General features: G+C 29.7%; 15 protein-coding genes. All 15 read left to right on the top strand.

The window, feature by feature from the left end; genetic code table 11:
* Position 1 precedes the first annotated feature (1 nt).
* The 15 genes from bumR (at position 2) to ELQ12_RS06810 (ending at position 13,257) form a co-directional block, all read left to right on the top strand.
* On the top strand, positions 2-682 hold the full coding sequence (gene bumR / locus ELQ12_RS06880; RefSeq protein WP_002862143.1) for a butyrate response regulator transcription factor BumR: 681 nt from the start codon (positions 2-4) through the stop codon (positions 680-682).
* A gap of 125 nt (positions 683-807) precedes the next feature.
* Positions 808-2,274 (top strand): cytochrome-c oxidase, cbb3-type subunit I, encoded by a 1,467-nt coding sequence (ccoN, locus tag ELQ12_RS06875; RefSeq protein WP_070261674.1) that lies wholly within the window; start codon positions 808-810, stop codon positions 2,272-2,274.
* A gap of 12 nt (positions 2,275-2,286) precedes the next feature.
* Positions 2,287-2,952, top strand: a complete 666-nt coding sequence (gene ccoO, locus ELQ12_RS06870; RefSeq protein WP_002855439.1) for a cytochrome-c oxidase, cbb3-type subunit II — start codon at positions 2,287-2,289, stop codon at positions 2,950-2,952.
* A 4-nt stretch (positions 2,953-2,956) separates the two neighbouring features.
* On the top strand, positions 2,957-3,220 hold the full coding sequence (locus ELQ12_RS06865) for a cytochrome c oxidase, cbb3-type, CcoQ subunit (RefSeq protein ID WP_002851307.1): 264 nt from the start codon (positions 2,957-2,959) through the stop codon (positions 3,218-3,220).
* Complete coding sequence (locus ELQ12_RS06860) at positions 3,220-4,083, top strand: cbb3-type cytochrome c oxidase N-terminal domain-containing protein (protein WP_070261675.1); 864 nt, start codon at positions 3,220-3,222, stop codon at positions 4,081-4,083. Before ELQ12_RS06865 ends, ELQ12_RS06860 begins: the two co-directional genes overlap by 1 nt.
* Positions 4,080-4,301, top strand: coding sequence for a DUF4006 family protein (locus tag ELQ12_RS06855; protein WP_079860551.1), 222 nt, complete (start codon positions 4,080-4,082; stop codon positions 4,299-4,301). The genes ELQ12_RS06860 and ELQ12_RS06855 overlap by 4 nt, the downstream gene beginning before the upstream one ends.
* Positions 4,298-4,399 (top strand): hypothetical protein, encoded by a 102-nt coding sequence (locus ELQ12_RS06850; RefSeq protein WP_002858872.1) that lies wholly within the window; start codon positions 4,298-4,300, stop codon positions 4,397-4,399. Before ELQ12_RS06855 ends, ELQ12_RS06850 begins: the two co-directional genes overlap by 4 nt.
* Entirely contained in the window at positions 4,396-4,998 is a 603-nt protein-coding gene (locus tag ELQ12_RS06845) for a hypothetical protein (protein ID WP_002870878.1), read from the top strand. Before ELQ12_RS06850 ends, ELQ12_RS06845 begins: the two co-directional genes overlap by 4 nt.
* Positions 4,985-5,506: a FixH family protein gene (locus tag ELQ12_RS06840; protein ID WP_002862138.1), complete on the top strand. Its 522-nt coding sequence runs from the start codon at positions 4,985-4,987 to the stop codon at positions 5,504-5,506. Before ELQ12_RS06845 ends, ELQ12_RS06840 begins: the two co-directional genes overlap by 14 nt.
* On the top strand, positions 5,503-7,869 hold the full coding sequence (locus ELQ12_RS06835; protein ID WP_070261676.1) for a PD-(D/E)XK nuclease family protein: 2,367 nt from the start codon (positions 5,503-5,505) through the stop codon (positions 7,867-7,869). The genes ELQ12_RS06840 and ELQ12_RS06835 overlap by 4 nt, the downstream gene beginning before the upstream one ends.
* Positions 7,866-10,631: a RecB-like helicase gene (locus ELQ12_RS06830; RefSeq protein ID WP_070261677.1), complete on the top strand. Its 2,766-nt coding sequence runs from the start codon at positions 7,866-7,868 to the stop codon at positions 10,629-10,631. Before ELQ12_RS06835 ends, ELQ12_RS06830 begins: the two co-directional genes overlap by 4 nt.
* A gap of 83 nt (positions 10,632-10,714) precedes the next feature.
* Positions 10,715-11,140: a 50S ribosomal protein L13 gene (gene rplM / locus ELQ12_RS06825; protein WP_002779321.1), complete on the top strand. Its 426-nt coding sequence runs from the start codon at positions 10,715-10,717 to the stop codon at positions 11,138-11,140.
* A 2-nt stretch (positions 11,141-11,142) separates the two neighbouring features.
* Positions 11,143-11,532 carry a 30S ribosomal protein S9 gene (rpsI, locus tag ELQ12_RS06820; protein ID WP_002851459.1) on the top strand — a complete coding sequence of 130 codons (390 nt, stop codon included), beginning with the start codon at positions 11,143-11,145 and terminating at the stop codon, positions 11,530-11,532.
* Between the two features lie 124 nt (positions 11,533-11,656).
* Positions 11,657-12,616: a fibronectin-binding outer membrane protein CadF gene (cadF, locus tag ELQ12_RS06815; RefSeq protein WP_070261678.1), complete on the top strand. Its 960-nt coding sequence runs from the start codon at positions 11,657-11,659 to the stop codon at positions 12,614-12,616.
* Complete coding sequence (locus ELQ12_RS06810) at positions 12,616-13,257, top strand: HAD family hydrolase (RefSeq protein WP_070261679.1); 642 nt, start codon at positions 12,616-12,618, stop codon at positions 13,255-13,257. Before cadF ends, ELQ12_RS06810 begins: the two co-directional genes overlap by 1 nt.
* The last annotated feature ends 6 nt before the right edge of the window (positions 13,258-13,263 follow it).

Genomic DNA, 13,263 nt, shown 5'->3' with positions numbered 1-13,263 from the left:
AATGTCACAAGAATGTAAAGAATTGATAATATTAGTAGTTGAAGATGAAATTAAGACTAGAGAATCATTGATTAATGTATTAAGCGAACGCTTTAGTAAAGTAATCGGAGCTCAAAATGGAGATGAGGGGCTTAAAAAATTTAAAAAATTTAAGCCGGATTTAGTTATCACAGATATTGCTATGCCTATTATGGATGGGCTTGATATGGCAAGAGAGATTAAGGAAATTTCAGATGATGTCCCAATTGTTGTTCTTAGTGCGTATTCAGAGAAAGAGAGACTTTTGCGTTCTATTGATATTGGTATAGATAAATATTTGATCAAACCTGTTGATATAGAAGAGTTGTTTAAAGTTTTAGATTATCTAATAGGCGAAAAAATTGAAGCAAATATGCTTGTAAAAATTTCTGAAGAATATCAATTTAACAAAACTAAAAGAACTTTGATTTACAATGGTGAAGAAATTGTTTTAACTAAAAAAGAATTAGCTTTTATTTCTTTGCTTTTAAAGCAACCTGGGGCTTTGGTTTTGCATGAAGATATAAAGAAAAATGTTTGGATAGGTGAACATGTGAGTGATACTGCTGTTAGAACTTTTATTAAAAGAGTAAGAGATAAAGTGGGTGAAGATTTTATAAAAAATGTGCCAAGTTTAGGTTATAAGATAAATATCAATAAATAAGACTGATTTAGCCTTAAAATATAAAGCATAACAAATGATTAACAAAATTATCATTTTTAAGAAAAAATGTATAATTAATATTCTATAATATTCTCTTATTATCAAAAATTTTAAGGAGAAAGTCGATGCATCCAGGTAATGTATTAAATTACGACTATACGGTTGCAAGATATTTTATGTTTACAACCGTATTGTTTGGCATTGTTGGTATGGCTATAGGAACTCTTATAGCTTTTCAAATGGCATATCCTAACTTAAATTATTTAGCAGGAGAATATGCTACTTTTTCAAGACTTAGACCACTTCATACTTCAGGTGTGATTTTTGGTTTTATGCTTTCAGGGATTTGGGCAACTTGGTATTATATAGGTCAGCGTGTTCTTAAGGTAAGTATGGCTGAGTCAAGATTTTTAATGGCTGTTGGTAAGCTTCATTTTTGGCTTTATGTGCTTACTATGGTTTTAGCTGTTATATCTTTGTTTATGGGTGTGACTACATCTAAAGAATATGCAGAGCTTGAGTGGCCTTTAGATATTCTTGTTGTTCTTGTTTGGGTTTTATGGGGTGTAAGTATTTTTGGACTTATTGGAATTCGCCGTGAAAAAACTCTTTATATTTCTTTATGGTATTATATAGCTACATTTTTAGGTATAGCTATGCTTTATCTTTTTAACAACATGGAAGTACCAACTTATTTTGTTACTGGAATGGGTAAATGGTGGCATAGTGTATCAATGTATGCAGGAACAAATGATGCTTTAGTACAATGGTGGTATGGACATAATGCTGTGGCATTTGTATTTACTGTGGGTATTATTGCCCAAATTTATTACTTCTTGCCAAAAGAAAGTGGTCAGCCGATTTTCTCTTATAAACTCTCTTTATTTGCATTTTGGGGCTTAATGTTTGTTTATCTTTGGGCAGGTGGTCACCATTTGATTTATTCAACTGTACCTGATTGGATGCAAACTATGGGTTCGGTTTTCTCTATAGTATTGATTTTACCTTCTTGGGGTTCAGCGATTAATATCTTACTTACTATGAAAGGTGAGTGGAGCCAGCTTCGCGAGAGTCCATTGATTAAATTTATGATTCTGGCATCAACTTTCTATATGTTCTCAACACTTGAAGGGCCAATTCTTTCAATTAAGTCTGTTAATGCTTTAGCACACTTTACAGATTGGATTCCAGGACATGTTCATGATGGAACATTAGGTTGGGTAGGATTTATGACTATGGCTGCTCTTTATCATATGACTCCTAGAGTTTTCAAAAGAGAGCTTTATAGTAAATCTTTAATGGAAGCTCAATTTTGGATCCAAACCACAGGTATAGTTCTTTATTTTGCTTCAATGTGGATTGCGGGTATTACTCAAGGTATGATGTGGAGAGCGACAGATGAGTATGGTAACTTGCTTTATAGCTTTATTGATACTGTTGTGGCTATTATTCCTTATTATTGGATTAGAGCGATTGGTGGATTGTTGTATCTTATCGGTTTCTTTATGTTTACTTATAATATTTACAAAACAATTGCTTGTGGAAGAGTGCTTGATAAAGAACCAAAAAGCGCTTCGCCTATGGCAGCATAAAAAGGAGAAAATATGTTTAGTTGGTTAGAAAAAAATCCATTCTTTTTTGCTGTAGCTGTTTTTGTAGTGATTGCTTATGCAGGCATAGTTGAAGTTTTACCAAATTTTGCAGAAAATGCAAGACCAATTGAAGGTAAAAAACCTTATACGGTTTTACAACTTGCAGGGCGTGCAGTATATATTAAAGATAGTTGTAATGCTTGTCATTCACAGCTTATTCGTCCATTTAAATCAGAAACAGATCGTTATGGTATGTATTCTGTAAGTGGTGAATTTGCTTATGATAGACCTTTTCTTTGGGGTTCAAAAAGAACAGGACCTGATCTTGCTCGTGTAGGAAATTATAGAACAGCTGATTGGCATGAAAATCATATGTGGGATCCTACTTCTGTTGTTCCAGATTCTATTATGCCTTCATATAAGCATATGTTTAAAAATAATGCAGATATTGAAACTGCTTATGCTGAGGCTTTAACCGTGAAAAAAGTTTTCAATGTTCCTTATGATACAGAAAATGGAACAAAACTTGGTTCTTGGGAGGATGCGCAAGCTGAAGTAAAAGCTGAAGCTCAGGCTATAGTTGATCAAATGAAAAATCAAGAAGTAAAAGATGCTTTTGCTAAAGGTGAAATCAAAGAAATAGTTGCTTTGATCGCTTATTTAAATAGCTTAAAGTAAGATGATGGAACATTTATCAATAGTTTTTGATGTGATTAAAAATTTAATCACATTTGATTTAGCAACAGTTCAAAAACATGAGTGGGAGATTTTTCAAGGTTATGGTTTTTTTGCACTCGTGATGTTTTTGTCAATAGTATTATATGCGTATTGGTATCATTTATATAGAACAGAAAAAAAAGGTGAGAGAAATTATGAAAATTATGCAAACCTTGCCTTAAAAGATGATATTGATGATAGTGTATTAGAAAGTAAAAGGAGTGCTTAATGCAATGGTTAAATTTAGAAGACAATGTTAATCTCTTATCTTTAATTGGAGCTATTCTTATCATTTTAATCACACTAGTTATTGTGAGTAGAATGTTTAAGCAAATGAAAGAAAAAAAGGGCGAGTCAGAGCTTAGTGAACATAGTTGGGATGGAATAGGAGAGTATAAAAATGCTGTTCCTATTGGTTGGGCTGTGGTATTTTTCCTGACTATTGTTTGGGCTATTTGGTATTTTCTATGGGGATATCCTTTAAATTCTTTTTCAAGTATAGGTCAATACAATGAAGAAGTAGCAACTCATAATACAAAATTCGAAGAAAAATTTAAAAATTTATCTCCTGAAGATAAAATAGCAATGGGTCAAAATATCTTTTTAGTTCAGTGTTCAGCTTGTCATGGAATTACAGGCGATGGTATCAATGGTAAAGCTCAAAATTTAAATATTTGGGGTAGCGAAGAAGGTATAATCAATGTAATTAAACATGGTTCAAAAGGTATGAATTTTCCAGGTGGAGAAATGCTTGGTGCTGCTGATTTAGGTGTGGCAGAAGAAGATATCCCTGCTATTGCTGCTTATGTAGCAAAAGATCTTTCAGCTATTAAGAAAACTGCAAATGAAAATTTAGTAGCAAAAGGTAAAGAAGCTTATGCAACTTGTGCAGCATGCCATGGAGAAGATGGAAAAGGTCAAGATGGAATGTTCCCAGATCTTACAAAATACGGTTCTACAGCTTTTGTAGTAGATGTTTTACATAGTGGTAAGGCTGGTTTTATAGGAACAATGCCGAGTTTTCCAACACTTAATGATATTCAAAAAGAAGCTGTTGGCGAGTATGTAATTTCTCTTTCAAGGGGTGAATGATGGAAAATAATAATAGATGCGTGTTTTCTCTTTCAGGTGTTACAGGTATGTTAATTGCTACGGTTTTATTACTTGCTATCTTAGTAGTTTTAACTATTTGGGGTCTTAAAGCTCAGCAAGAAGTGATGCAAAAGCCATATAGTCTTAAAAATGCACAAAGTGTAAAGATGTTTGGTTCAAAAGAACAAGATCATAGAAGTATAAAGGAAGCACAATGAGTAAGGCTTTGGAATATTTAATTGTTATTGGTTTAGTTGTTGCTGCTGCAATCACCGCTTGGTCGGTTTTAACTGTAAATCATCTTCATATAGGATGAAAAAAATATTACAAGATGGCTTTTTTTTAGCCATCTTTTTCTTTGTTTTATTGCCTTCTAGGGTTTTTGCTCTTGATGCTGTACTTTTTAATGAAAATATTTTAAGTCAAAAAGTAAGTAATGAAATTAATCTTATAGGAAAAGAGCTTTACCAAAAAAGTAATATTTTTATCGGCGTTATGGTTGGTGATGAAACTGAAATTGAAACTTTATTAAATAAACAAAAAGAACTTCCTCAATCTTATATATTGCTTCTTTTGTCAAAAAATTCTCACAAAGTTGATATAGTGGGCTCAAAAGGTGCTTTAGCTTTGATTGATAAAGAATCCGTGCTTAGTCCTTATCCTGGAACAGGATCTATTTTGCCGATATTAGCTACAAATAAAGGTGATATTTATAATGCTGCTATACTTAATGGTTATGCAGATATTGTAGATCGTGTGGCAAAATCCTTGGGATTACAATTAGAACATTCTATAGGTAATGCAAATCGTGATACTATCAATATCTTAAGAATACTTATCTATGGATTTATTTGCTTTGCATTGTTATACTATGCACAAAGAAGAATAAAGAGGAAAAAAAATGTTAGAAACTAAAAGAAGTTTTTGGCCTTATGGTATTTTGCTTTCACTTTTGGCTATAATTATTGCTTGTATTGTAACGATTTTTATAGCAAGTCACCATCCTGTATATGAGGATGATTTTTATTTTGACTCTTATCAAAATGTTGAAAATAATTACAATCAAATACAAAAACAACAAGTAAATTTTGATAAATTTTTTAAAGTAAATTTTCAAAATGATAAAATCACTTTTATAGGTAAAAGAAAAATTCCTAGTTATGAAGTGGATCAAAATTCCTATGTTGCAAATTTTAAAATTTCTGCATTACAAAATATAAATTCTGATGATTTAAAAGTTCAAGTTCTTCTTACAAGACCATTCACTAAAAATTTTGATCAAAAGTTAGAAGGACAAGTTAAAAATGGAATTTTAAGTATCGCTTTGCCTAAATTAGATAAAGGTAGATGGGAGCTTAAGCTAAAGTTTTATGCAAATCAAGAAACAGTGGGTTTTTTTAGCTACGAATTAAATGCTCAATGAAATTAAGAATTTTTAGTTCTTCAAGACAAATTAGAGAGTATTATAACCAAAAAAAACAGCAAAATGCTTTATTAGATAGTGCTACTCATATAGGTGAATTTTTAGATAAAGTTTGTTTGAGTAATTTTCATAAGGCAAGTTCTTATGAAAGCTTGCTTTTAATGCAAGAAGCTTGTCTAAAAAGTAAGGATTTAGAAAAAAAACTAGGAATTTCGGTAGAATTTTTTGCTTTTTTGAAAAACAACGAATATCTTTTTTCCTTTTTCAAAGAACTTAGTTTAGAAAAAAAAAGCATAGAAGATCTTAAAAATAATGATTATTATGCCACCTATAATGAACATTTAGAAATTTTAGATGAGGTATATAAGAATTATCTTGCTTTGCTTGAAAAGAAATCTTTTTATGATGATCTTTCTTTGCCTAAAAATTACACTCTTAATAAAGATTTTTTAGATGAGTATGAAGCTATAGTTTATGATTTGCAAGGTTTTTTGAGTAAATTTGAAGAAAATTTATTAAGTGAAATTTCTCAGATTAAAGAAGTGGTTTTAAGTTTTAAAACAAGTAAATTTAATCTCGAATATCTTTTAAAACTTGATTTTTTAAAAACATTTGATTTAAAAATAAACACTCATTATGAAATCAATCTTTCAAAACAAGAGATCTTAAAAGAAGAAATTTTTAAAACAAAAAATTCAAAAATTAAACTCAAATCTTTTGAATTAAGGGCTTTACAATGCGCCTTTGTTATGGATGAAATTTCGCATTTTGTACGCAAAGGTTTAAAGCCTGAAAATATTGTAGTTATAACTCCAGATGAAAGTTTTTGTGAGTTTTTAAGGCTTTTTGATAAAGACAATATGCTTAATTTTGCAAGTGGGATTAGTATTAAAGAAAGTTTATTTTATCAAAAATTTCAAGCACTTTATGAAAGTGCTAGTAGTGCTTCTTTTGTTTATAAAAATCAAGAGGATTATTTTGAAGATACGCAGATGATTTTTGATTATCACAATACACTTTTACATTCTTTAAAGCTTGATTTTATAGAGTTTAAAAAGTATTTTGATGAGAAATGTGATTTTGAATATTTTGAAAAATTACTTGCTTTATTTTTAGAAAATGAAAAGCAAGAACTTATTTATTTGATACGAAAAGAACTTTATTTTATTAAAGATTTATTAAAAAATCAGTCTTTAACTCTTAAAGAGTTGATTCATCTTTTTTTCATGCAAATTTCACAACTTTCCCTTAGTGATGTAGGTGGAGGTAAGGTTACGGTAATGGGACTTTTAGAAAGTCGTGGGCTTTGTTTTGATGGGGTGATTTTGGTTGATTTTAATGAAGAATTTATTCCCAAAAGAAGTGTTAATGAACTTTTTTTAAACAATGAAGTGCGTAAAAAAGCAGGATTGATTAGCTATGATAGAAGAGAAAATTTACAAAGATTTTATTATGAAAGCTTGATGAAGAATGCTTTAGAAGTAAGTATTTGCTTTGTGGAAAATGAAGAAAAAAGCAAATCACGTTTTTTAGATGAACTTGATTTTGACTTTTTTTATGAAACTCATATCCACCAAAAAGCTTATCTTAATGCTTTAAAATTAGACTATGAAGGTATAAAACCTAATCTAACTCCTATAAAAGCTCCTATTTTAAAGCATAATCCTTTCGAGTTTTCGCTTTCTTTTAGTCGTTTTAATTTATTGGAAAATCAAAAAAGAACTTATTATTATCGTTATATTTTAAATTTAGCAGAACCTAGGGTTTTAAGCGAGGAAAGCAAAGCGAAAAATCAAGGAAATTTCATCCATAAAATGCTTGAAATTTATTATAAAAATTATGCAAATAATGATTTTGATATAAAAGTTTTTACAAATTTATTGGATAAAGAATATCAAAAATACAATATCAGTGAACTTGATCTTGAAGTATTTAAATTAAAATTTATACAATTTGCTAAAAACGAAAAAGAGCATTTTTCAAAAGGCTTTTATGTCGCACATACAGAGCTTGAGTTAAACAATATTTTAAAGCTTGGAGCAGATAGTATAAAACTTAAGGGCACTATAGATCGTATCGATAGTTCAAAAGAAGGTAATTTGGTCATTGATTATAAAAGTGGAAAAGTACCAAGTAATTCTTATCAACTTGCTTTTTACCAAGCCTTATATGATGAAAATGCAAGCGTAGGTTTTTATGATTTAAATAGTATGCAAATATTGCACCAAAAAGCTAAAAGTTTAGATGAGCTGAGAGAAAGACTTAAAGACTTAGTTCTTATGAGCAAGGAAGAAATAGAGTTTGAAAATGAACAAGATGAGTACTGTCCTTATAAACTCATTTATAAAAAGGAATTAAAATGAGTCAATTTGAGCCTTTTTTGGCATTAGAAGCGAGTGCGGGAAGCGGAAAAACCTTTGCCTTGAGTGTGCGTTTTGTAGCACTTATTTTAAAAGGAGCTAGGATTAATGAAATTTTAGCTTTAACTTTTACCAAAAAAGCTGCTAATGAAATGCAAAAAAGAATTATTGAGACTTTTTTAAATTTAGAAAAAGAAAATAAAACCAGTGAATGCAATGAACTTTGCAAGCTTTTAGGTAAAGATAAAGAAGAGCTTATTTCTTTAAGAGATGCTAAAAAAGAAGAATTTTTAAGAACAGAGTTAAAAATCAGTACTTTTGATGCTTTTTTCGGAAAAATTTTGCGTGTTTTTGCTTTAAATTTGGGCTTAAGTAGTGATTTTACAATGAGTGAAGAGAAGCTTGATGTAAGAGAGATTTTTTTAAAACTTCTTAAAAAAGATGAATTAAAAGATTTGGCTTATTATATTAATTTAGTTGATGAGAAAGAAAATTTTTTTAACGAGCTTGAAAAATTTTATGAGAATGCTTATTTTCAAAATCGTCCTAAAATTCCAAATCCATCTAAAGCTTATATCAATAAAGCTTATAGTGAGTTAAGAAGTTATTGTTTGGGTCTTACTCATGTAAAAAATTATAAAAATTTGTGCGACAATTTCAAAAGTGAAGTTTTAGATTTATCCGTGTTTATGCAATCAAGTTTTATGACAAAATTTGAAAGTACAAAATATTTACAAGATTTAGAAAGTACTAACTTGCATTTTAGTACAAAAAGAATCGAGCTTATAAATGCTTTAAATACCTATGCCATAGAGCTTGAAAATTATAAAATTGCTAATTTAATGAATCTTTTAAATCATTATAGTGAAGCTAAAAATATATTTCATAAAGATAAAAATACCTTAAATTTTCAAGATGTGAGTAAAAAAGTTTATGAGCTAATAACCAGTGAATTTAAGGATATGATTTATTTTCGTTTAGATGGTTTTATTTCGCATTTGCTTATTGATGAATTTCAAGATACAAGCGTGATTCAATATCAAATTTTACGCCCTTTGATCGCTGAGCTTGTTTCAGGAGAAGGAGTTAAGAAAAATCGCACTTTTTTTTACGTAGGAGATAAAAAACAAAGTATTTATCGCTTTCGTAAAGGAAAAAAAGAATTATTTGATTTGTTAAAACAAGAATTTAGTCAAATTAAAAGTGATAGTTTAAATACTAATTATCGTTCTAAAGAGCTTTTGGTTGATTTTGTTAATGAAACTTTTAAAGAAAAAATCAAAGATTATAAAGAGCAATTTGCCTTAGAAAGTAAAAAAGGTGGTTTTGTGCGTATTGTGGAATCTAAAGAACAAAAGGTTAAAAACCAAGCCCAAGAAATCAAGGAAAAGACTTTAGAAACTTTATTTGAGCAAATTAATTTTTTAAGATCTAAAAATATTTCTTATGATGATATTTGTATTTTGTGTTGGAAAAATAGCGATGCAGATATGGTTTTGGATTTTTTAAGAGAGCAAAAAATTCCTGCGTTTACTCAAAGCAATGTTTTGCTTGAAAATAAAGCAAGCGTAAGACTTGTTTTAGAATATGCTAAATATTGTATTTTTGGTGATGAATTTTACTTGGTATTTTTAAAAGAACTTTTAGGTTTTGAGCCGAGAAAAATCACCCTTGATTTTTCAAAAAATGCTATGGAAAATGTACTTTTTTTAATAAAGGAATTAAAACTTGATTTAAATGATATCGCTTTAATACAATTTATCGAATATGCTAAAACTAAGGAGAATTTTTTAAAGCTTTTATTTGAGCCTTGTACTTTGAAAATAGTAAGCGAACAAAATATGGGTATTAGTATTATGAGTGTGCATAAATCTAAGGGTTTGGAATTTGATCATGTGATTTTGCTTGATAGTTTATCTAAAAACAATTCAAACAATGAAGATATCATGCTTGAATATGATATCAATCAAGGTTGGCAACTCTATATTAAAGATAAAATTCGAGAGCTTACTAAAGAGCCTATTTATACTCTTTTTAAAGAAAATATTACAAGAGCAAATTATGAAGATGATATTAATAAACTTTATGTGGCTTTTACAAGAGCTAAGGAAAGTTTGATTATCATAAAAAGAAATGAAGAAAGTGTAAATGGAAATTATCCAAGTTATTTTAAGGGGGGATTTTTAAATATACACTCTCAAGAGAGAGGTTTTTTAGAAAGCAAAGAACAAATTTTAAGTGTTAAAAAAGAAAGTATTCAAGCTTTACAAAAATTTGAAAAAATTAGCCCACAAGAAGTTCAAAGCGAAGAAAAGCTTGATAGTAAAGAGCTATATTTTGGAAATGCTTTTCACTTTTTTATGCAAAATTTAAAACTTCCTAAGGGTGAAAATTTTCAAATGCTTACTCAAAGATGCAAGAGCAAATTTAGACATTTTTTAGATGAGAGTGATTTTGAAAAGCTTTTTAAAAGAATTGAAATTTTACTTAAAAATACTCAATTTCAAAATTTGATTGGTGATGGAAAGCTTTTAAAAGAACAAGCTTTGAGTTTTAATGGAGAAATTAAACAATTAGACTTGCTTGCCTTAAAAGATGAAGAAGCTTTCATAATTGATTATAAAACAGGTCTTGCTATGCAAGATAAACATAAAGAGCAGGTAAGAACTTATAAGATCGCCATTAGTGAAATTTTGAAAAAAGATAAAGTGCGTGCTTTTATAGTTTATTGTTTGGAAAATGAAATTCAAATTTTGGAAATATAAACTTTATTTTTACTTAAATTAAGTAAAAATTAATATTATTTTTTATACAATCACATTTTAAATTTTTGGCAAAGGTAAAAATTATGACAAAGATAACAAAGCCAAACGAAGTAAAACGAGAATGGATTGTTTTAGACGCAGAAGGCAAACGCTTTGGTCGTCTTTTAACTGAAGTAGCAACAATTTTGAGAGGTAAAAACAAGCCTTGCTTTACTCCAAATGTTGATTGTGGTGATTATGTAATTATCATCAATGCTTCAAAAGCTGTATTTACAGGTGCTAATAAAGCAGAAGATAAGCTTTATCATAGACATTCAGGATATTTTGGAAGTGTAAAAAGCGAAAAATTTGGTGATTTACTTGAAAAAAATCCTGCAAAATTATATAAATTAGCAGTTAGAGGTATGCTTCCTAAAACAAATTTGGGCAGAGCTATGCTTAAAAAATTAAAAATCTATGCGGGTAGTGAGCACCCACACACTGCGCAAATTGCTAAAGAAGGAAAATAATCATGGCAACAACATACGCAACAGGTAAGAGAAAAACTGCTATCGCAAAGGTATGGGTAAAACCAGGTAGTGGTAAAATTAGTGTTAATGGTGTTGATTTAAACACTTGGCTTGGTGGACACGAGGCGATTAAGCTTAAAGTGGTTCAACCTTTACTTGTGACTAAACAAGAAACTTCAATGGATATTAAAGCAACTACTTTAGGCGGGGGCTATAGTGCTCAAGCTGAAGCTTTAAGACATGGAATTTCAAGAGCTTTAGCAGCTATGGATGCTGATTTTAGAGCCTTATTAAAACCTAAAGGACTTCTTACTAGAGATAGTAGAACTGTTGAGCGTAAAAAATATGGACGCCGCAAAGCAAGAAGAAGCCCACAATTCTCTAAACGTTAATATTTTTGGTGGGATTTTCCCACCTTTCTACAATTTTTTATAAAACTCATCCTTTTTTCTATCATTTATGTTATAATTGCGAAATTTAAATTTTTATTTTATAACACAATGAAAGGTTTTTTCTATGAAAAAAATATTCTTATGTTTAGGTTTGGCAAGTGTTTTATTTGGTGCTGATAACAATGTAAAATTTGAAATCACTCCAACTTTAAACTATAATTACTTTGAGGGTAATTTAGATATGGATAATCGTTATGCACCAGGGATTAGACTTGGTTATCATTTTAACGATTTTTGGCTTGATCAATTAGAATTTGGGTTAGAGCATTATTCTGATGTTAAATATACAAATACAAATAAAACTACAGATATTACAAGAACTTATTTGAGTGCTATTAAAGGTATTGATGTAGGTGAGAAATTTTATTTCTATGGTTTAGCAGGTGGAGGATATGAGGATTTTTCAAATGCTGCTTATGATAATAAAAGCGGTGGATTTGGGCATTATGGTGCGGGTGTAAAATTCCGTCTTAGCGATTCTTTGGCTTTAAAACTTGACACTAGAGATCAAATTAATTTTAATCATGCAAACCATAATTGGGTTTCAACTTTAGGTATTAGTTTTGGTTTTGGTGGCAAAAAGGAAAAAGCTGTAGAAGAAGTTGCTGATACTCGTCCAGCTCCACAAGCAAAATGTCCTGTAGAACCAAGAGAAGGTGCTTTGTTAGATGAAAATGGTTGCGAAAAAACTATTTCTTTGGAAGGTCATTTTGGTTTTGATAAAACTACTATAAATCCAACTTTTCAAGAAAAAATCAAAGAAATTGCAAAAGTTTTAGATGAAAATGAAAGATATGATACTATTCTTGAAGGACATACAGATAATATCGGTTCAAGGGCTTATAATCAAAAGCTTTCAGAAAGACGTGCTAAAAGTGTTGCTAATGAACTTGAAAAATATGGTGTAGAAAAAAGTCGCATAAAAACAGTAGGTTATGGTCAAGATAATCCTCGCTCAAGCAATGATACTAAAGAAGGTAGAGCGGATAATAGAAGAGTGGATGCTAAATTTATTTTAAGATAATGAATAAAACTATTTTATTTGATTTAGATGGCACTTTAATTGATTCTACTGATGCTATTTTAAATTCTTTCCAAGGAGCTTTTAAAGCCCTTGGGTTAACTTCTAAAAATAATGAAGAAATCAAAAATCTCATAGGTTATCCTTTAGAGCAAATGTTTAGAATGCTTTATCCAGATAAAGTAAATTTAAGTAAAGAATTTGTATTAGCTTATCGTGAAATTTATGCACAAATTTATTTAGAACAAACCACTCTTTTGCCTAAAGTAAAAGAAGCATTAGAACTTGGAAGCAAAATTGCAGATCTTGCCATAGTTACAACAAAAGGAGGTAAATTTACTCCGATTTTACTTGATTATTTGGGAGTTAAAAAATTCTTTAAAACTTTAATTACTCTTGAAGATGTCACGAATCCAAAGCCAAGTTCTGAACCTATAATTTTAGCTTTAAAAAGACTCAATAAAACTCAAGAAAATGCCTATATGATAGGCGATACAATACTAGATATTCAAGCTGCAATTTCTGCTAATATCACTCCTTTGGCCTTAACTTGTGGCTATGGCAATGAAAATGAATTAAAAGCTCATTCTATGGTATTTTTAAATGCATATGAGGCTGTTAATTATATAGCTAGATTAAACTAATTTCAA

It is taken from the genome of Campylobacter sp. US25a, assembly GCF_004379075.1.
In the GTDB taxonomy this organism is placed as follows: domain Bacteria; phylum Campylobacterota; class Campylobacteria; order Campylobacterales; family Campylobacteraceae; genus Campylobacter_D; species Campylobacter_D jejuni.
This window is presented reverse-complemented; position numbering and strand designations above follow the sequence as displayed.

Bases quoted from the DNA above. Each gene is read 5' to 3' on its own strand.
- bumR (WP_002862143.1), top strand. From the start codon at position 2: ATGTCACAAGAATGTAAAGAATTGATAATATTAGTAGTTGAAGATGAA.
- ccoN (WP_070261674.1), top strand. From the start codon at position 808: ATGCATCCAGGTAATGTATTAAATTACGACTATACGGTTGCAAGATAT.
- ccoO (WP_002855439.1), top strand. From the start codon at position 2,287: ATGTTTAGTTGGTTAGAAAAAAATCCATTCTTTTTTGCTGTAGCTGTT.
- ELQ12_RS06865 (WP_002851307.1), top strand. From the start codon at position 2,957: ATGGAACATTTATCAATAGTTTTTGATGTGATTAAAAATTTAATCACA.
- ELQ12_RS06860 (WP_070261675.1), top strand. From the start codon at position 3,220: ATGCAATGGTTAAATTTAGAAGACAATGTTAATCTCTTATCTTTAATT.
- ELQ12_RS06855 (WP_079860551.1), top strand. From the start codon at position 4,080: ATGATGGAAAATAATAATAGATGCGTGTTTTCTCTTTCAGGTGTTACA.
- ELQ12_RS06850 (WP_002858872.1), top strand. From the start codon at position 4,298: ATGAGTAAGGCTTTGGAATATTTAATTGTTATTGGTTTAGTTGTTGCT.
- ELQ12_RS06845 (WP_002870878.1), top strand. From the start codon at position 4,396: ATGAAAAAAATATTACAAGATGGCTTTTTTTTAGCCATCTTTTTCTTT.
- ELQ12_RS06840 (WP_002862138.1), top strand. From the start codon at position 4,985: ATGTTAGAAACTAAAAGAAGTTTTTGGCCTTATGGTATTTTGCTTTCA.
- ELQ12_RS06835 (WP_070261676.1), top strand. From the start codon at position 5,503: ATGAAATTAAGAATTTTTAGTTCTTCAAGACAAATTAGAGAGTATTAT.
- ELQ12_RS06830 (WP_070261677.1), top strand. From the start codon at position 7,866: ATGAGTCAATTTGAGCCTTTTTTGGCATTAGAAGCGAGTGCGGGAAGC.
- rplM (WP_002779321.1), top strand. From the start codon at position 10,715: ATGACAAAGATAACAAAGCCAAACGAAGTAAAACGAGAATGGATTGTT.
- rpsI (WP_002851459.1), top strand. From the start codon at position 11,143: ATGGCAACAACATACGCAACAGGTAAGAGAAAAACTGCTATCGCAAAG.
- cadF (WP_070261678.1), top strand. From the start codon at position 11,657: ATGAAAAAAATATTCTTATGTTTAGGTTTGGCAAGTGTTTTATTTGGT.
- ELQ12_RS06810 (WP_070261679.1), top strand. From the start codon at position 12,616: ATGAATAAAACTATTTTATTTGATTTAGATGGCACTTTAATTGATTCT.